This window comes from Paraburkholderia sp. BCC1876, assembly GCF_902833695.1.
In the GTDB taxonomy this organism is placed as follows: domain Bacteria; phylum Pseudomonadota; class Gammaproteobacteria; order Burkholderiales; family Burkholderiaceae; genus Paraburkholderia.
In genome coordinates, this window is sequence record NZ_CADFGI010000003.1 from 421,026 (window position 1) to 440,047 (window position 19,022).

Annotated in this window: 18 protein-coding genes; 9 read left to right on the forward strand and 9 right to left on the reverse strand. The window is 58.4% G+C overall.

All coding sequences use genetic code 11. The annotated features are described in order from the left end of the window. Positions 1–41: 41 nt before the first annotated feature. The 3 genes from HWY05_RS13695 to HWY05_RS13705 form a co-directional block, all read right to left on the reverse strand. Complete coding sequence (locus tag HWY05_RS13695; protein ID WP_176058688.1) at positions 42–1,808, reverse strand: hypothetical protein; 1,767 nt, start codon at positions 1,806–1,808, stop codon at positions 42–44. Positions 1,809–2,145: 337 nt separating this feature from the next. Further along, entirely contained in the window at positions 2,146–3,432 is a 1,287-nt protein-coding gene (locus HWY05_RS13700) for an MT-A70 family methyltransferase (RefSeq protein ID WP_176058689.1), read from the reverse strand. A 54-nt stretch (positions 3,433–3,486) separates the two neighbouring features. Further along, the gene (locus HWY05_RS13705; RefSeq protein WP_176058690.1) at positions 3,487–4,041 is read right to left on the reverse strand and encodes a hypothetical protein; all 555 of its coding nucleotides are present in this window, start codon (positions 4,039–4,041) and stop codon (positions 3,487–3,489) included. Positions 4,042–4,216: 175 nt separating this feature from the next. On the opposite strand from HWY05_RS13705, the gene HWY05_RS13710 reads away from it, so the two are divergent. The 4 genes from HWY05_RS13710 (at position 4,217) to HWY05_RS13725 (ending at position 9,604) form a co-directional block, all read left to right on the forward strand. Then, positions 4,217–5,068 carry a hypothetical protein gene (locus HWY05_RS13710; RefSeq protein ID WP_176058691.1) on the forward strand — a complete coding sequence of 284 codons (852 nt, stop codon included), beginning with the start codon at positions 4,217–4,219 and terminating at the stop codon, positions 5,066–5,068. 151 nt (positions 5,069–5,219) lie between these two features. Further along, entirely contained in the window at positions 5,220–7,532 is a 2,313-nt protein-coding gene (locus HWY05_RS13715) for a restriction endonuclease (RefSeq protein ID WP_176058692.1), read from the forward strand. Positions 7,533–7,847: 315 nt separating this feature from the next. Further along, entirely contained in the window at positions 7,848–8,255 is a 408-nt protein-coding gene (locus HWY05_RS13720; RefSeq protein ID WP_176058693.1) for a plasmid mobilization relaxosome protein MobC, read from the forward strand. After that, complete coding sequence (locus HWY05_RS13725; RefSeq protein WP_176058694.1) at positions 8,252–9,604, forward strand: relaxase/mobilization nuclease domain-containing protein; 1,353 nt, start codon at positions 8,252–8,254, stop codon at positions 9,602–9,604. The genes HWY05_RS13720 and HWY05_RS13725 overlap by 4 nt, the downstream gene beginning before the upstream one ends. Positions 9,605–9,705: 101 nt before the next feature. Here HWY05_RS13725 and HWY05_RS13730 read toward each other — a convergent pair whose 3' ends face one another. Both HWY05_RS13730 and HWY05_RS13735 read right to left on the reverse strand, forming a co-directional pair. Next, complete coding sequence (locus HWY05_RS13730; RefSeq protein ID WP_176058695.1) at positions 9,706–10,230, reverse strand: hypothetical protein; 525 nt, start codon at positions 10,228–10,230, stop codon at positions 9,706–9,708. Between the two features lie 13 nt (positions 10,231–10,243). Further along, entirely contained in the window at positions 10,244–11,077 is an 834-nt protein-coding gene (locus tag HWY05_RS13735) for a hypothetical protein (RefSeq protein WP_176058696.1), read from the reverse strand. Positions 11,078–11,226: 149 nt separating this feature from the next. On the opposite strand from HWY05_RS13735, the gene HWY05_RS13740 reads away from it, so the two are divergent. From HWY05_RS13740 to HWY05_RS13750, 3 genes are all read left to right on the forward strand, one after another. Then, complete coding sequence (locus HWY05_RS13740; protein WP_176058697.1) at positions 11,227–11,505, forward strand: helix-turn-helix transcriptional regulator; 279 nt, start codon at positions 11,227–11,229, stop codon at positions 11,503–11,505. A gap of 473 nt (positions 11,506–11,978) precedes the next feature. Continuing rightward, the gene (locus tag HWY05_RS13745) at positions 11,979–12,320 is read left to right on the forward strand and encodes a helix-turn-helix domain-containing protein (RefSeq protein ID WP_035547834.1); all 342 of its coding nucleotides are present in this window, start codon (positions 11,979–11,981) and stop codon (positions 12,318–12,320) included. Between the two features lie 10 nt (positions 12,321–12,330). Beyond that, a complete protein-coding gene (locus HWY05_RS13750; protein ID WP_176058698.1) occupies positions 12,331–13,710 on the forward strand; it encodes a type II toxin-antitoxin system HipA family toxin in 1,380 nt (459 codons plus the stop codon). 24 nt (positions 13,711–13,734) lie between these two features. Here HWY05_RS13750 and HWY05_RS13755 read toward each other — a convergent pair whose 3' ends face one another. Beyond that, complete coding sequence (locus HWY05_RS13755; protein WP_244146606.1) at positions 13,735–14,064, reverse strand: hypothetical protein; 330 nt, start codon at positions 14,062–14,064, stop codon at positions 13,735–13,737. 474 nt (positions 14,065–14,538) lie between these two features. Between HWY05_RS13755 and trmB the strand changes: the two genes are divergently transcribed. Further along, positions 14,539–15,321, forward strand: a complete 783-nt coding sequence (gene trmB, locus HWY05_RS13760) for a tRNA (guanosine(46)-N7)-methyltransferase TrmB (RefSeq protein ID WP_035547839.1) — start codon at positions 14,539–14,541, stop codon at positions 15,319–15,321. 106 nt (positions 15,322–15,427) lie between these two features. Here trmB and HWY05_RS13765 read toward each other — a convergent pair whose 3' ends face one another. The 3 genes from HWY05_RS13765 to HWY05_RS13775 form a co-directional block, all read right to left on the reverse strand. Continuing rightward, on the reverse strand, positions 15,428–16,264 hold the full coding sequence (locus tag HWY05_RS13765; RefSeq protein ID WP_176058700.1) for an undecaprenyl-diphosphate phosphatase: 837 nt from the start codon (positions 16,262–16,264) through the stop codon (positions 15,428–15,430). A 79-nt stretch (positions 16,265–16,343) separates the two neighbouring features. Next, on the reverse strand, positions 16,344–16,937 hold the full coding sequence (locus HWY05_RS13770; protein ID WP_035547844.1) for a DUF1439 domain-containing protein: 594 nt from the start codon (positions 16,935–16,937) through the stop codon (positions 16,344–16,346). Beyond that, on the reverse strand, positions 16,934–17,302 hold the full coding sequence (locus HWY05_RS13775; protein ID WP_176058863.1) for a YkgJ family cysteine cluster protein: 369 nt from the start codon (positions 17,300–17,302) through the stop codon (positions 16,934–16,936). The genes HWY05_RS13770 and HWY05_RS13775 overlap by 4 nt, the downstream gene beginning before the upstream one ends. A 334-nt stretch (positions 17,303–17,636) precedes the next feature. Between HWY05_RS13775 and hemN the strand changes: the two genes are divergently transcribed. Beyond that, positions 17,637–19,022 (forward strand): oxygen-independent coproporphyrinogen III oxidase, encoded by a 1,386-nt coding sequence (gene hemN, locus HWY05_RS13780; protein ID WP_176058701.1) that lies wholly within the window; start codon positions 17,637–17,639, stop codon positions 19,020–19,022.

Genomic DNA, 19,022 nt, shown 5'->3' on the forward strand with positions numbered 1-19,022 from the left:
CCGCTGCCTTGCAATCCAGAACGCGCCTATGGAATCGGGGGCTATTCCTCGCAGCGGTCATTCCCGCTGAAAAGCAATTTTCCGGTCCACCAAACCGCATGACCGAAGTTACCAATCAACTGCTCTCCCTGCCGAAGATACGAAGAGGAAGTATCGATGCCGGCGAGCTTGAGAGCGTCTCCGATCTTTGAACTGGTCGGATGTGCGTCGCCGAGGCGCATGTCATATGCACCGGCGATGGCTCCAAAAATCTCTCGCGCCCGCTCGTCCCCGGCCTTCTGGGCCAGAATGCTCTGAAGCAACTTGTTGGAGCCCAACTTTTCCTTCTCGGGGTGATTCGAGAGTTTTCGAAGTGAGCGTACATCAAGTCGATCGGAGAAAACGCGAACAAGCTCCTTAGCGAGTCTCAAGAGAGATGCTTGATCTTTGCTCGCAAATCGAGAGACCTGTTGCATCGACAAGGCATCGTCAATTTCATGCGAGAACAGGGGAACATCGAACTCTTTGCGGAATTCTCGTCCAAGCAATCGCATACACCCGAATAGCAAGTCCTCAACGGCATGCGTGTCCGCTGGCTGGGCCTTGACCTGGGATGCCAAGAGTTCAGCGGAAACTTTGCCCTCAGGGGCGACGTTGTTCGCGGCCCAGAGGAACTGCTCCCATGCAGGCAGCTTTGCAATATCGTAAGCATAGACTGTGATGAGCTCAGATGAGTTAATCCCAAAATGCGTCGGGTACCCGGAGCTGGAGTTGATCGCGCCTGTTTCGGCGGTGTACCACTTCAAAGAAAAACCTCGATGGGTCAGAAGCTCGATGATCACGGATGGACGAAACCAGAGCCATCTACCGATGTCCTCGTCGTCCAACTCTGCCGATGGCTTGCGCGTGCCGTCGGTGTCAACGATGAAAAAGGGCAGGTTCTGATCGACGTCACCGCGAACACGGGTGCTCTTTCCTTGATGGTCAATCCACTCGTCTCGCCAGAACTCCCCTTCGACGCGCACGCCGGGGTGACCACCTCGATAGCCCTTCGAACTCTCCGAGGCGGTGTTGTCGTTGTTCTCCGGCCCCATGACCGGCGCGTCGTCCTCTTCATCGACATCTGTTCGCCACATTCGGAACGACGCCCAGCTCCCTCCAAAAACAGCATCCAACTCGCGAATTCGGAGTTCATATCTTCCGCCATCGCGCTGGTCGCTGTCGTCAGACAGCTTGGCGTAGGGACTGTCCTCGAGGCTCGACACGTTCTCGACACGCTGGCGGTAATAGGACAGGCGAAGCGATAGGTTCCGTGCTGCGAGGTAATCCATCAGGAACTCTCGCTTGATTTCGATTAGACAATGGTCGCCGTCGCTATCCACCGTCTCCCTTGCGACCACGGTGAAGTCCTCTTCCGGCCTGACCCAGTTAGCCCCCTCCTTAATCAGACCAAGTGCGACTACCAAGTCTGAATTCAAGATCCATTGTCGGCCGCCGACGACTGGCTGCGGGTGCTCCAAGACAAGGTTGACCCCGACAGGCTCCTTGTCGTTGTACTGATATTCATCGATCGGGGAGTAATGACCATCTGGGTAAGCATAAGGTGCCACCGTGTGCCCAATGCCAATATCGCTCCAGCTGAGGCGTTCAGCGAGTTCGCGATGCCGCGGCGGAAAGGCGACCGAACCGCAAGCGAACAAGTCACTGACATATCCGACATCCTTTAACCCGAGCTTCTCTTCGTGTTGAGATGCGCGAAGGGGAATCCACGTCGCACGTGCAAACGGTCGTCGTATTTCGGATGTTTGAAGAATCCAGGCTTCGTTCATGAGGTGGAATTGTCGATGTATTGGACAACCGTATCGAACGGCTGCTCATAGCCGCTTTCACTATTTTTCGACCGGAACGGCCCCGGTCAGGTAATTAGCCCGTATGCTGGGATCGCGCTCGCGCACAGCCAACGGCAGGATACCGCACGAGCGGCATGCAGATCAGGGGGAAATCGAAGCCCGGAATAGGACAACCGGAAGGAAACGCCAGCCCGAAGGGCAAATAGAAATAAAAAATGGCCGAAGCACATTTCGACCATTCTTGTACTGCATCAATCATCAAACTGCCTGCTTCAACCGCTCTGCGATGTGCTCATGGGCAGAGGGCTTTTGACCACTATGCTGCCTGCTGCTCCAGATCGTTGACCGCCTCGCCTGCCTCGGCCATTTCCGCCAGTTCACCAGCCACCGGCTCGACCACCATCGCGTCGACAATCTGCTGCCCGAGCGGAACCGCCGGGCCATGCTGCACTTCGTTACCCCAGCAATACCAGCCGTCACGGGACACCCCACGGCGGAACAGTTCCATTTTCGGCAGTTCCGGGTACATCCGCTCGATCACACCATACAACTCTTCCGGCTTCTGGCTGTGCATGCCACGCTTGTAGGTGAACACCGATCCAGGCCGCTCCTCGGTCGGCACTTCGGGAATCACCGTGCTGCCGCGAGTCGCAAACATCAGCACCTCATGAGTCATCCGGAAATACGAGCCCATGCCGCTCTCCCCTTTATGCCAGATCGCATGGGTGATGTAACGGAAGCCCCACGCCTCGATCACCTTCAGCCCTTCGGCGATCAGCGAAGCCGGAACCCAGAGAAACAGCACGGCATCAAACGAGACCGCCTTGCTACCGCGAAGCAGATCACAAATGGCATCGAACTTCATGGTCGGATAACCAAGCTGCACTTCGGGGATGTAATCCCAGGGCGGATCAGCATAGATCACATTGAACGGCCCGACACCGTGGTCGAACGGCTGGCTGTTCTTGCGCGTCTTCGCAATCTGCTCAAGTTTGAGCTTGCGCGCTTCAGCACGGGCCTCCTCGCGTTCCGTTTTGGCACGGGCGATCATTTCCTTGGCCGACCGCTTCACAGTTTCGTCCAGTTCATCCCGGGACATGGTGACCATTGCCGCGGCATTACTGACATCGAGTTTGCCAGACTCGACGGCCTGGATCAGCCCTTCATGCCCGGATTCAAGCACCTTGGCCGCACGCTGCACGGAATCGACCGAAACCTTGCAGGCCTCGGCCGCCTGTTTCTGGGAAACCGCTTCAGCGGTATGCTGATTGGCCCCCTTCTTGGTATTGGACAACTTGGCCGCAATCAGCGAGCGTTGATTACTGTCCAGATGGCGACGGTGCAAATTCTGGCTGACGATGAAAGCCTGCGTCGGCACATCGAGTTTGCCCACATCCTTGTAAACCGGCTCGATGCCGAGTTCTTGACACGCACGCAGCCGTTGACGGCCATCCACGATCTTGTTGCGATAGACCAGGATCGCCATCTGCTGGCCGTTCTTGTCGATGTCGGCCTTGAGTTCCGCGAACTCTTCGTCGGACATCGGGGGAAACAGTGCGGCAGCACTGTGAATCAGGTATTCAGTATTTTTGATATTCGTCATATAAATTCTCCTTGTGGTTATGACAGTCGGATCGGCACCCTGCCGGCCCGGTGATTACTTCCGTGCGGCGTTGATGGCCTGGTAGAACGACGACTGCTTGCCATGCAGTCCCTTGGCCACAAAGAAGGCATGCACTTTGGCCAGCGAGAACTGCTTGAGAGCCGATTCGATTGCCGGCAGGCAAGCACGCACGACCTCGGCGATCGTCTGACCAGAGAATTCGCGGTTTTCCAATTCGGGAATCACGGCACAGCCGTTCGGGCGGACATGCCGTTCGGCCCAATCCGCGCCGGATGCTTTCTTGTACCGGCTGATGATTTCGTGATGGGTGCGGGGATCAGCCAAGGCCGCGACATAGCCGGCCTTGATCTGCTCGACCCTGTTCAGTTCGGCATGGGCCGTCTGCAGCAGCTCATGCAGCATCGGCACCGCCAATGCACAGCTATCGGGATTGCCAAGATCGATCCCGGTCATCACTTCGGCCACCATCTGGGCTGCGGCCTGGACATCGGCCATCGGTTTGCTGATAGCTGCCGCCTGCTCGGCCATCAGGTTTTGCTCAACGAGCGTGCGCATCTCATGCGCGATTTGGTCATAATTCAGTTCCATATAAGACTCCTGTAAAAGTGCATCGCCTGGTGGGATGCGGGTTGAAAAACACTTTGACGCATCGGTTACCGCTGTATTGCAGTGCGTTGCGACCAGACGGAGATTACTAAGGCAGGGGCATATTCCTGGAGGGCACGCTGAACGATCAGCGTGCCTTTGACAAAGGCGAAAAAATATGGCAGAGCGAGACCTGATCGAGAACATTCGTGTCCTGGCATGGGTCCATGGCGTCGCCATGGAGGCTGAATGCAAGCCCACTCAAACCGCCCTTACGGTTCGCTTTAACGAGCTGCAAATGGAATATCTAGCGGCCGAGAAGGCGGCGATAGCTGCGATGGAGGAAAACGAGGACGATAAGGAAGATGAAGGCGAGAAAGACTGGCCTGAGATCCAGTTTCAACGGTATTTGGTAGGGGGCGTAACGCCGTCAGAAGTAACACTGGATCGGGTCGAGCTTGTCCTGCCGACCACGAAAGACGCATTCCTGATCGGGCCGAAATGCGATAGTGGTGTTGCACCTCTATGGCTAGCCATGGCCGGGCCGATAGAGGCAGTGCGTGCAGTGCTCAACTGGTATGACGACACGCTCTGGCGTGCACAGATGGCCGGTGTGCCCTTAGAGCAGTTGATGTTTTCGGTCACCGACCCGATCCTTCCAAGAGAAATATTTCTTGAATACTTTCCGAAGTGGGATCTCGATGTGAAGCGCAATGTGCTCGCCTATGCCATCAATAAAGGCGAGACGACGATCAGCATGGAACGCTTCACCGTGCTGGTCGCCTTGTTCCGGCTCAGCATCCTGTCCGGGATCGCCTATCCGATGATGGACTTCGTGATGACAGGGTTACTTCACAAGGCGGTTTATGATCTGTTCGATCCGTGGGGCATTGCGCGGCACGTCAAGGTGTATCTGGAAATTCTGCGGGATCGGCAGCGCGAAGCGATGGCACAGGGATTGGAGATGCTGAAAAAGATGAATGGCGGAAACGATGTCCGGTATCAGGGGGATGACGAGCCTACCGCTTGAGCGGCAGGCATGCCCAGGATGCCGATCAAGCATTCTAAGATGCCAAATTTGCCGGCCCTAGCCAATGCACGACATGAACCCGGACTCAAGGCTCACGCGCATCGGCGATGTTACTTAGGACCTTTTGAAAACGTGCGGAAAAAGATCGCAGATGCCGAACTACAATTACGGAGCGCTCTCACCTCAGGACTTTGAGGAAATCTCGCGGGATCTCTTGCAGGCAGAATGGAATGTCGCGTTGGAGGCCTTCAAGGAAGGTCGCGACAGTGGTATCGACTTGCGCTACACCACGTCCCCTGATAACACCGTGATTATTCAGTGCAAACATTATGCCAAATCTGGCTTTGCCGCACTCCTGCGGCACTTGAGAGACTCCGAACTGCCGAAGATTGCGAAGTTGAGTCCGAGCCGGTATGTCGTCGCAACGACAGTCGGCCTTTCACCTGATAACAAGCGGTCGCTCCTACAAACGCTAACTCCTTACGTGAAGTCACCATCGGACATTCTCGGTGCGGACGATCTCAATGGGCTGCTTGCGAAGCATCCAAACGTGGAACGAGCAAATTTCAAGCTGTGGCTGACAAGCGTCAGTGTTATTGATCGGATTCTGCACAATGCGGAAATATGCCAAACCGAGTTCGAGGTAGAGCGCATCAGGCGCAAGCTCCCGCTCTTCGTTCAGAACCAAGCCTATCCGCAAGCGAACGAGATTCTGAGAGCAAATCGGATCCTGGTGATTTCTGGTCCGCCGGGAATAGGAAAGACGACGCTAGCGGAGATGCTCCTATATTCGAGCCTGGAGGAAGGTTACGAGCCCGTGGTGATTCAAGCCGACATTGCTGAGGCAAAAAAATTATTTCGACGTGGATCCCGACAGATCTTTTATTACGACGACTTCCTTGGCCAAACCTTCCTCGGCGACAGCCGCGAGTACTTCGGTCGTAACCAAGACAAGGCCGTGGTCGACTTCATCGAAATGGTCAGACAGTCACCGGACTCGAAGTTCATCCTGACTACTCGGGAACACATCCTCAGCAGTGCGATCCGGCTTTCTGAACGGCTTGATGGCAGCACTCTGATCCGTGATCGTATTGTGCTTAAGTTGGAGCACTACAGCTTTGGTGATCGCGCAAGAATCCTCTACAACCACCTCTACTTCAGCGAATTACCTAAGACGCATAAATCCGAGGCGCTCAGCGGCGACTTTTTCCTGCGGGTTATCCGTCATCCACATTTCAATCCTCGACTGATTGAGTGGTTAGCGGACATGAGCCGCGTCGGATCGGTAAGGGCGGCGGACTATCAAAGTTACGTTGAGGAACTGCTCAATAACCCGGAAAAGATCTGGGATCACGCCTATCGAACGCAGATTCCAGAGGCCGGTCGCTGCCTCCTACTGGCCCTGTACACGCATGGCGGCGACAGCCTTTTCGAACTGGCATCCTGCTACGCCACGCTTCGCAAGGCAAGAGCCAAGAGGTACAACCAGCAGATTGAGCCAAATGAATTCGAGTCGACTCTTAAGATACTTGAAGGGGGGTTCGTAGCCATTGGAACCCGAGGTGTTGACTACTTGAATCCGTCGATTAAGGGATATGTCGCGTCAGTTATTGTTGGCGATCCGGAAACCTATTCTGACATCTTTGAATCTGCTAGCCGCTTCAGGCAGGTCGCAGTACTTTGGCGGCTGAGGAAAGAGGTTGGACTCCCCTCAATGCAGCAGCTTCCGCTGCATCACAGTGCAGCCCTCGTGTCAAAGCTCACCACACTATCGGATGGCCCGGCTTATGTTTGGACCACTTCGACGGAAGGCGAGCGAATTTGGCATCGGGTGGACTATGGAACGGACGAACGACTGAGATTCCTTGCCGAATTCTGCGATACCGAGTTCGCAGAGCTTTGCCTCGATCAGATCTATGACGCCATGGAACATCTAATTACGAAGTGGTCTCCGGAGTTTGTCAATCTTTGGGATACGCCGACGCTTTTGCAAGAGATGTCGGAAATGGAAAGATTCGTTGGGGGTCGTGGGGCAAGCATTCGGCAGCTCTTGCTGGAGAAGCTGTTGGATGCGTTACCACACGCGCGGTCGTACCACTGGCGGGCTCTGATAGATCTCCCTGACTCCACGGCAGGCTGGCAGCAACGTAATGGGCAGAAGTTCTTTGAGGGTCTTCGGTCGTACATGAACGGTGGCTGGCGAAATGATCTTGAAGACTGCGAAGACTCGTATGACAGAGCGCGGATAATCGAGAATTTGTCTGAGTTGGCGCAACGCAAGAAGAGGTCACGATTCTTCACGGCTCCGCTAGGTAAAGTTCGCGACGAGATTGCCGCCATTCCTGATGAAGCAGAGAAGCCAGAGGTTGGGACTGGGTTGCCTAATCAGACTCTCCCCCGAAGTTCGCTAAGTGAGAGTGAAGTCCGAAGCATGTTCCAGACACTGTTACTGGACGGCTCATGAGTGCACCGATCCTAAATGCCGCTCAACCTGTTTCATCCACCGGTTGAGTCCACAGTCGAAATGCGTGACCGAGATTCGGATGCCGCTCAAGCGGTATCCTCGCCGTTCGTCGGATGGCCCTTGCATTACATGAAAATTCCGGTATTGATATAGAGAGTCGAAAAACTGGAATCTAAGCCAGGTCAACGTTTCACAGGGACGCGCCGTGTGAAACGATATATCTGGGGTTCCCCCAGTCCCCTGAAAGGCAACATCGCCGCACAGATACGGACGCAGCAACGCACGGCCCAAATAACAACTAAAACAGGAGCCATTATGGAACAGCAACAGCATGCGGCACTCGCCGCCCCAATCAAGAAGCAAGCAGGACAGAGCGGCATCGACGGCAACATCCATCGCCGCGATCGACATATCGATGTCCGTGTCAGTCCAGCCGAACGTGACAAGATCGGCCAGCTTGCCCTCGAAGCCGGTTACGGCAACCTCGCCCAATACCTTCGCGAAACCGCACTCGCAGGCTCGGCATCATTATCCGGCGACGCACATACTGCATGGCTGCAGGCCATCAACTTCATCGGCAACAATGTCGCCGAAATCGCCACCCTGCTCCGGGATCGCCAGCAGCCCGACGACGAGATGCTGGTCGCCCTGCTCCAGCTTCAGGAGTGTGCGGAATATGTCTGGAAAGAAGTAAAGCAGGGGAGAAACACGGGCAACGCATGATCGTCCGTGTTTTCAATGCGGGGATTTCGCGTGGCGAGTCCCCGGTCAACTATCTGATGGGCGACCGTGATCACACCGGCCAGCCCCGTTCGGTTGCCCCGGAAATTATCGAAGGCAATCCCGACCTCACGGTCGCCGTCATCAACAGCATCCAGCGGAAACATAAATACGTGTCGGGTGCGATCGCATTTCGCGACAACGAACAGCCAACGCGCGAGCAGATGCGCGAAGTCATTCGGTCATTCAAGCAGACTATGTGTCCCGGCCTCGGGCCTGAGCATTTCAATAGCCTGTTTGTCCTGCACCGTGACAAGGGCAACACTGAAATCCATTTCATCGTGCCCATGACCGAGATGACCGGCAAACGCATGAACATCCACCCACCGGGCCAACAGAATATCCGGCTCTATGAAGCCTTTACCCAGGTGAGCAATCACCGGCTCGGCTATGCCCAGGTCGTGCCCGATCCGCTCAAACTTGCCCTCAGCGATTTTGAACGATACACGGCGGACGGCAAGCGGGATCGCAGTAACAAGCTATACCTGCATCGCCGTCTGACCAAAGCTATCCGCACGGGGCAGATAGCCGACCGCGACCAGTTGTGCGATTTCCTGTCGAGCGAATACGGGGTCGAGATCACCCGCAAGGGTCAGGATTATCTGTCGATGAAGTTTCCCGGTGCCGCGAAAGCGAAACGCTTTCGTGGCCCGCTCTATCGTGCGGATGCCGATTACCGGCAGATCGTCATCCAGGCACGAGACAACCGCCAGGAGCATCGCCTGTCGCCCACCGAATACCGGCAGGTACAAGACACCCTGCGACAGCTTGTCGAGGCACGCAGGCAGTTTAATGTCAGTGCCTACCTGATGCCTCGCGTGCTGCGATCCCAACGGTTGCAGCAACGCCAGCAGCAACAGCCACAAACCGTTTCCCAACCAACCATAACAATCAAGGAGAACATCATGAAAGCGAAGAACGCACCTCCAGCCGTCGCACACCAGCAGACCACCGATTCGTCGCCAGTCAGGTTTGGGGACAAACCTGGCGTGATGAAGACGATCAAAATGATGCGCGATCAGGCCGTGACCGGTGACCGTGCCAACATGACGAGCGATTTTGGGATCGGCGGCTTGATGGCAGGCTTGTCCGATATCGAGTCGAACATCAATGCCGCAGTTGCCGAGATGAACAGCGCGAGAAGCCCCGAGCAGAAGGCCAGTGCCGAGCGGAAATTGATGGCACTCATGGAACGCAAACGGCGAATGGAATTGCAGCTTGCCCAGGCCCGACAGCGGCAACTCAACATGGGAAGCGGTGCCGCACGCATTTCCGGAGGCGGAAAGCATTGAAAGTCAGAACGGCTTACCCACCGTTTTCTAGCCCGTGACCGATAGTGGCGGTCGCTTCGAAAACCGTGGATAAGCCGTTCAGAATATGGACTACCGCGGGTTTATCTGACGATTGGGGACAACTGGTTCACCTGATGCGCGGCAGCCTTGTCCAACGCCTCAGCAATGTCACGGCCGCCTTCTCCGTTGATTTCCTTGGTGATGACAATTTCCCTGCCCTCGGAGGTGATGTAGACGTAAGAGTCGTTCACCTTGCGTTGACCAGTGCGTGTCCTGCGATTCCAGCCGAAGGAATCGATGTCGTCGTAATTCATGGCATGCCGTCCCCACCTGATGCCATCGCGCTCAACGGTGATCGTCGCAGTCGTCCAGTTAAGGCGATAGAACAGGATGACGGGCAGGAAGAACACGACGAAAAGTGTCAGCAGACCAAGGATAAATCCGTGATTGACACCAACCACCGCACTTGCCAGCAAGCCGACAATCAGCAGAGCAAAGGCAGGCAAGGCAATCAACATGTCGGCAGCAGCCCAGTTGATGCGTCGTTGCCGGAAGGTGATGGCAACAGAGCCATCCGGTTGAGTCGTGACCTGGCAGGCTTGCTTGTATTTGATAGTAGTTTCCATGGAATTCCCTTCGTTACCGGGCGACGGTCATGCTTGATATGACGGTCATCGGCGGATTCGCGTAAAGCGTCTTGAGAACGGGATACGCGCGGTCGGTGCACAGTGCTCCATTGCAGTTGCCACCACTGCCTTCACCGAAACCATCGAAGTGATTGGTCAGCCCGAGTGCGTGCAGCAACTCATGTTCAACAAGCGGTTCGAGCGGAGCACAGTTCGCGTTACTGAAATCGACATCGACATTGAATGTTGTGCGGGGATCGATGAGCGGGCCAGAATCCACTTCGGCCTGCCAGTCGGAAGCCAACGGCGGATCAATGGAATAAGTCGGGTCAAACCATTCGCTGAACAGGTTCTGCCGGTTGGCATACAACTCGCCACAGTTATTCGGCTCACTGGTGCCTTGCGTCGGCGGCGTCTGGTTGTTGAAAATGACACCCCGTTCCAGTTGAGCCGGATTCGTGGTCGACGGTAGGCGGTTAAACAGCGTTTTGCCCGCAGCCGCTTCGAGGTTGTTCAGTGCCATGGTTAGTTCCGGACGACCGCTTGTGTCCAGAATCGGGATCAAGCCATCGCGCTCAATGTTCCAGCGATAGGAATGCTGGCCGTCCACGGTGCCCTTGAACGGATTGCCGACCGCACCATACGCTTGTGAGGTATCCCAGATCGGCGTGTTCGTTGTCGTGCTCTGGCTCGTGGCGATATCAGCCAAGATTTGTGCATCGCTCAGAACAACCGACGACGAAGAACCGTTGCTTGATGAACTGGTCTGGCTATTTCCACTGTTACCACTTCCACCACCGCAGGCGGCCAACGACACCGCAAGCATCACCGCCATCGCTACCTTCATACGCATCTCGCCCCCGCTCTTGGTTGAATGGCATGGCACCGGCCATGCTCGGGGCGATCATAGCGTAAACTGTAACTATATCCCGCGTATTTATAACCCGTGTTTTCTTATCCCGTGGAAATTTATTCACTGTGGAGGAAACATTGGGTATGGCAACCTCCTCGACTCCCAGTCCTGACAAGGCAAAACATCCCGTTCTAGTCGCATTTGGTGAAACAGTGCGACGCCGACGGAAACAGAAAGGCTTCTCACAGGAAGCCTTCGGTGACGCATGTGGCATTGATCGCAGTTATATGGGTGGCATCGAGCGGGGAGAGCACAACCTTGCACTCGTTAACATCATGAAAATCATCCGGACCCTTGGCGTTCATCCATCTGAATTTTTCGCTGACCTGGATAAGACCGGAGACGACGAGGTCAGCAAGTAGCCGGATACTTGGTATACTTCGCCCCAGCTTGGGTTAGATACCCACGCTTTTCACCCACACTTTTTTGCCTATTTTTTGTGCACAGGTGTGTGTGGATGTAGGATTGGCGGGGGTTTGCGGGATTCTGGATAGGATTCCCATCGCCCGCTCCACCGCTTCCGTTCGTGAAGCGTTGCAAGGTGGTTCATCCGCCTATCTCATCAAGGCCGTGCTGGACCTGGTCGACATTCACCAGAATCATTGATTGCAAAAGCCGCTCCGTTCGGGTTAATCCGTCGTCGTCTGGCGAAATTGGCGCGCGCTTGGCCTGTGTGCTTGGGATTGACTCGCGACCATAACCCGAAAATGTCTGCAATCCCAGCCCTTAACCGACATAAGGTCTATGATTCCAGTCTTGACGACGAAACCCGAGCGGCATAGCATGTTCTCAATCACAAGCCATAAGTCACTTTAAGACTACGATTGCAGACATTATGAAGCGCAACGAAACGCCTCTCCTGCCCTCCGTCCGTCTCACCGAAGCGCAAATGCTGGGCGAGCGCATCGCCCAACTCAGGCAAGGCGTCAAGCTGCGCCAGTCCGACGCGGCGGCGCGTGCCGGGCTGTCCCGGTCCACGGCGATTCTTATAGAAAAGGGCGACCCTGGGCGCACGTTGGCGCAAGTCCTGCGCTACGTGCATGCCATGGCACCGGAAGTGTCGTTGCAAGCGTTACTGGCTGGCGACGTGCCCGCCCTGATTGCACTGCACGCACGCAAGTTGCCGCAGCGCGTGCGTAGCGCGACCAAAACCGAACTTCGCGATCTCGACTTTTAAGGAGCCGTACTTGGCAACTCGCAGCGTCCCTGACCGGGTAGCTGTTTTTGCTCACGTGCCCGATCAGGTCGACGGCGCGCATCAATTCGTGCCGGCCGGCCTGCTGGACAGCGAGACAGCCGCAGCGGATCAACGGACCGTCAGTTTTGCCTACGGCACACGCTACGTAAAACGCCCAGAAGCCTTCGAGGTGGACCCGCTCGCGCTAAACCTGGCAAAGGCACGCGAAAATCCCGGCGCACGGTGGTATCCGCTGCCGGCGGTCGGAGAATTTGGCGGCATTCGCGACGCCGCACCGGACGCCTGGGGCCGGCGCGTCATCGAGGCCCGGCTCCAGGCCGCGCCGAATAGCCTCGACGAATTCACCTATCTGCTGGAAGCCGGCAGCGATCGGGTCGGCGCGCTCGACGTTCGCGAACGCCTCGACACACCGCCCCGACAGGCCGCCGGCAATATGCTGGGCTTGCCGTATCTGCTCCAGGCAGCGGCGGCCGTCGAAGCAGGCGAACCAATTCCGGCGAATCTCCTGCCCTACCTGGGCGGCGCACCGTCGGCCGGTGGCGCGCGTCCCAAAGCGTCCGTACGCGACGAACACGGCGTGCTGTGGCTCGCCAAATTTCCGGCAAAAAACGACGCGTACAACCTGGCGATTGCCGAGGCAGGCGCTCTGGAACTAGCCCGTGCGGCCGGTCTGACGGTGCCGCCGGTGCGGATCATCGCCGTGGGCGACCATCCGGTTCTGCTGATTCGCCGGTTCGACCGTTTCTGGGCGCCGACGGGCCAGCCGCTCACGGCCATGGCGCGCGGCTACGACACCGAACCGCGGGCGGGATTCACTGAAGGACGCATTCCGCAAGTCAGCGCGCTGACCTTGATGGCTTGCCCCGAGATGGAATCGATCGCCAAGGGCTACAAGGATCTCGCGCAGACCATCCGCGAGCAGGTTCATCCCCAGTGTATTGCGCGCGACAACGAAGAGCTGTTCGCCCGGATGGTGCTTAACATCTTCGTGACCAATGACGACGACCACCTGCGCAATCACGCGTTCTCCTACGACGCGCAGTTACAGGGCTGGCGGCTAAGCCCCTTGTACGACGTGGTCCCGCGGCCGTCGGCCTCGCAGGAGAGGCGCTTGCATCTGAGCGTTGGAACCCAGGGAAAACTGGCCACGCTAGACAACGCCATGAGCGAATTCGCGGCCTTCGTGCCGGATCGCCCCGCCGCGCTTGGCGTTATCCGCCGCGTCTGGGCCGCGGTTCGAAGCTGGAAGACCGTCTTCGAAGCGCAGGGCGCCACCCCGTCGCTCATCAGGATTCTCGAGCAAGCCATTCGGCCTTTGGACGAGATTGCCAGCGCGAAGCTCGAACACGAATTGCGCCGTACCACCTAGAACCACGGCGCATCGCAACGCGCATTAAACCCAGTGATTCGCTTCCCACACCAACCTGGCGGCGCCGGCATGATGATAACGGCCAAGAATATAGCGAATGCCGCCCTGGCATTCTTCAACGGCATTGCCGAAAGACTTGTCGCCATCAGGATTCAATCGGGACTGCGCCGGCAGTAACTGATAAAGCCCGCGCGCGGCAATCTTCGGATTGCGCAGGTCCACGACCCCGCCCGATTCCTGCGCCATCAACCACAGTAAATCGTCGAATTGGGTCAGCGATACTTTTTCGATCGACAACGCCTCGCGCAGCGCATGTCGTGAAGTGGTCGGAACGGTATTCGGATCGACAGCCACCCAGCCCTGTTTGGCCGGTTTCGCCTGACGATGATTGTGTGCGTGCTTACTCATAGTGGATAGTCGTTCAGATAATCGTTGGAAACAGGTGGCTTACAAAACGATTAAATCACACGAACGCTCATCACGGTTATATAAATGTAATGTACCCGACGATTTCCATGCGTAAAGCAACCCCTGTCCGTCTGGACGCACCCTTTTCGGTTGTGCTACCTTACGCGCACTTGCAACGCCCGCTCCACCTTGCTGCTGAACCTCAGCAGAATCCAGCACGAGCCGCCTCCACGAAGGCGGCTTTTTTGTAGTGGCGGCGGCCCGGCGGCGCGATTCGCCGCGCACGGTGCTGACAAACCGCGCGTGCGAACCACGGCGGCCCATGGCCCATGTCACGCGCAATACACCGCGAGCGCGGAGCGCCGCGTAGCGATACGCCGCCCGAGCCGCGCAGCCCTGACCCTTGTAGCAGCATCGACAATGATCCACGATCCCAACGACGCCGGCCTGCCGGACGACCTCCCTACGCCTTCCAGCGCAGCCGACGACCACCCCGCCACCGGCGACGCCGCCGCGCCGCAAGGCGAAGCCCTGCACCTGCGCCGCATCCGCAGCTTTGTGACGCGCGCCGGCCGCGTCTCGACCGGCCAGCGCCGCGCCATGGACGAGCTCGGCCCGCGCTACGTGGTGCCGTTCACGCCGCAACAACCCGACTGGAACAGCGTGTTCGGCCGCGCCGCGCCGCGCGTGCTGGAAATCGGCTTCGGCATGGGCGCGACCACGGCGGAGATCGCCTCGCACCGCCCTGACGACGATTTCCTCGGCGTCGAAGTGCACGAGCCCGGCGTCGGTGCGCTGCTGAAACTGATGGGCGAGCAGAACGTGTCGAACATCCGCATCATTCAGCACGACGCGGTGGAAGTGCTCGAGCAGATGATCGCGCCGGACAGCCTCGACGGCGTGCACATCTTCTTTCCGGATCCGTGGCACAAGGCGCGTCATCACAAACGCCGGCTGATCCAGCCGAAGTTCGTCGCATTGCTGGTGTCGCGGCTGAAACCGGGCGCGTATCTGCACTGCGCGACCGACTGGCAAAACTACGCCGAGCAGATGCTCGAAGTACTCGACGCCGAACCCGCGCTGGCCAATACCGCCGACGGTTACGCCCCGCGTCCCGACTATCGTCCGGTGACGAAGTTCGAGCGCCGCGGGCTGCGGCTCGGCCACGGCGTTTGGGATCTCGTATTCCGCAAACGCGACTGACGGCAACGTCTCAGACGGAACGGTAAAACCGCCGTCGTCAAACAAAAAGGTCCGCAAACGCGGACCTTTTTTCATGGTTCAAGCTAACCACCCGGCGCGAGAAAACTCAATCCGCCCAACTCAACGCGCCGCTATAACCAACCAGCAGGATCAATAAGCCGAAGCCGATCCGATACCAGGCGAACAAGGTGAAATCGTGCGCGGAAATATAGCGCAGCAACCAGCGCACGCAGGCGAACGCGCTGACAAAGGCCGCCACGAAGCCGAGCGCGAAGCTGCCGAGCGCATCGACGGAAAGCAGGTGCCAGTCTTTATAGAGCTCGTAAGCGGTCGCGCCGAAAATGATCGGAATCGCGAGGAAGAACGAAAACTCGGTGGCGACGCGCCGTTCGAGACCGAACAACATCCCGCCGATGATCGTCGAGCCCGAGCGCGACATGCCCGGAATCAGCGCGAAACACTGCGCGAGGCCAACTTTCAACGCGTCGAGCGGGCTCAGTTCGTCGACGTTTTTCACACGCGCCGGCGCATTGCCGCGCGCGCGCTGCCGCGCTTCCGCCCACAGAATCACCACGCCGCCCGCCACCAGCGCGAACGCGACCGGCACCGGCGAAAACAGCGCCGCCTTGATCGACTTCTCGAACAGCAAGCCCAGCACGATCGCCGGAATCGTCGCAATGATCACGTTCAGCGTGAAGCGGCGCGCGTCGGGACGGCTCGGCAAACCGGTCACCACACTGCCGATACGCCGCCGGAACTCCCAGCACACGGCGAGAATCGCGCCGAGCTGGATCACGACGTCGAAGGTTTTCGCGTGCGCGTCCGTGAAATTCAGCAGACTGCCCGCGACGATCAGATGCCCGGTGCTCGACACCGGCAAAAATTCCGTCAACCCTTCGACGACGCCCAGAATCAGCGCCTTGCAAGCCATTAGCCAGTCCATTCGTGACCCTCATCGCGGTAAATAGTCGGAACGACAGGGCCGGCACGCTCAGGCGCGGCCCTGACGGCCGCACGCCACGTCATTTTTCGACGATCTGCACGCGTATGCCGTTTGTAAGGATCGTGATTGTACCGGGTTCGTAATTCACGCCGGCAAATTGCAACTGTTCGGGCTTGAAGGTGTAAATCGGATAGTTGGTCAGCAATTGGGTGGCGAGCACCGCCGCTGCGGCGCTGATCTGTTGCGTATAGGCCTGCGCCTGGCCGCTCACGCTAACATTGTCGACGTTCGGCGACTTCAGCACGACCGACTTGCTGGCGGCGTCATAGGCGAGTTCGCTCGATAGCGTGAAGACGCCGTCGACCGGCTGCGGCATGAACGGGCTCGCGAAACGCGCGTCGAGCTTCACCGAAATACGGTTTGCGTCCGGCAGGAAGCCGACCACCGGGTTGGACAGCGCCACGTCAAACACTTGCGAAACCGTGCGCTGATACGGGAATTTGCGCTGCACCGCGTCCTGCACCTGCTGCTGCGAGAACGTGTAGTGTGAGGGGATGAACGGGAAAGTCGGCGTCGCGCAAGCGGCCAGCGAGATGGTGATGCCCAGCGCGCTACAGCTTGTCAGCGCGGCGAGCAGAAAGCGGCGCCGGGCCGGCGCGGTGGGTTCAATCATGCGGAATCTCCTGGAGAAGGTGGGTTGTGCACGCGGTTGGGGTCGGGGCGGGTTGTGTCATTGCGCGGCCGGGTTTGCACTTCGAGCTGCATCAGCCAGGCGAGGGCTTCGTCGCGGTCCGTGCCGCACATGTCCATCTGCGGTTGCAGACCGGAACAGCACGCCGGACGCTCCGGCTGACCGAAGATCGCGCAGCGCAGATCGTCGCCGAGTTGCACGCAGCGCACGCCGGCCGGCTTACCGTCGGGCATACCGGGAATCGGACTCGAAATCGACGGCGCGATACAGCACGCGCCGCAATCGGGCCGGCACGCGTGACCCGCGACGCGAAACGGCGACTCGCGTTTCCCCGCGCGGTCCGCCACGGCGTTTTGCGCCGGGTTCGGCACGTCGATCTGCCCTGCGTTTCGCACTCGATCTTTCGCTTCGTTCACCACGTCATTCACCGCTTCATCCACCCAGTCACTCACGCCATCTCCCGAAACCCACCAACCGCCGCCACCCTGTAGACCCGCATTGTGCCATCGCATTCCATGCGACCTTTTTACGCAATCCAGCAAACGGCCGCTCACGTAAACTCAGAGGATCACAAAGGCCACGCTCAAGAGGCACCGACCGGTGATGTCCGATCCCGTTCCGCTCAGGCAAAGCGCGCCCGAGCCTGCCTCTTCCAGGGTGGCCAACCAACCCGAGCACCTCATGACCACCGCCGAGACGCTGTTCCGCCCCGACCTGCTCGCCAAATACAGCGCGAACGGTCCACGGTATACGTCCTATCCGACCGCGCTGCAGTTCCGCGACGAGTTCGATCCCGCCGACTACCTGCGCGCCGCCGCCGACCCGGGCGCCGCCACGACGGACCTGTCGCTGTACTTCCATATCCCGTTCTGCGACACCGTGTGCTTCTACTGCGGCTGCAACAAGGTCGCGACAAAGAACCGCGCCCACGCGCGGCCCTACCTCGACCAGTTGAAGCGCGAGATGGCGTTACAGGCCGCCTGTTTCGACACGCGGCGTCCGGTATCGCAACTGCATTTAGGCGGCGGCACGCCGACCTTCCTGTCGCACGATGAAATGGCGGAGTTGATGGCCGCCGCGCGCGAGCACTTTACGTTGCTGCCCGAAGCCGAAGGCGAGTATTCGATCGAAGTCGATCCGCGTGAAGCCTCGCCCGACACGATCGCGCATTTGCGCCAGCTCGGCTTCAACCGGCTCAGCCTCGGCGTACAGGATTTCGATCCGGTCGTGCAGCAGGCGATCAACCGCATTCAGCCGCTCGCCATGACCGCGTCGGTCATGCAAGCCGCGCGCGAGACCGGCTTTCATTCGATCGGCGTCGATCTGATCTACGGGCTGCCGCATCAAACGGTTGAGAGCTTCAGCCGCACGCTCGACACGATGCTCGAACTCGCGCCGGATCGCCTCTCGGTGTTCGCTTACGCGCATATGCCGCAGCTCTTCAAGATGCAACGGCAGATGGACCCGGCCACGCTGCCGTCACCGACAGTGCGGCTCGCGATCCTGCAACGGGTGGTCGAGCGCCTGACCGGCGCGGGCTACGTGTACATCGGCATGGATCACTTCGCGCTGCCCACCGACGAGCTCGCGCGCGCCCAGGCGCAGCGTACCTTGCACCGCAATTTCCAGGGCTACAGCACGCGCGCGGAATGCGATCTGATCGGCTTCGGTGCGTCGTCGATCGGCAAGGTCGGCGATGTCTACGCGCAGAACGTCAAGGACCTGCCTGGCTACGCCGCCGCGATCGACGCAGGCCGGCTCGCGATCACACGCGGCGTGCGCCTCACCGCCGACGACCGTCTGCGCCGCGACGTGATCACGCAACTGATGTGCAATCTGGAACTCCGCTTCGACGAATTCGAAGCGGCTTACGGCATTCGCTTCGCCGACACATTCGAGCCCGAGCTGGAGCGTCTGCGCAGTTTCGAAGACGACGGACTGGTCACGCTCGGCGCCGGCAAGCTCGAAGTGCGAATGGCCGGACGCATGCTGGTGCGCAACATCGCGATGGTGTTCGACCACTACCTCGGTCAGCAGACACTCGAACGATTTTCGCGGACGGTTTGA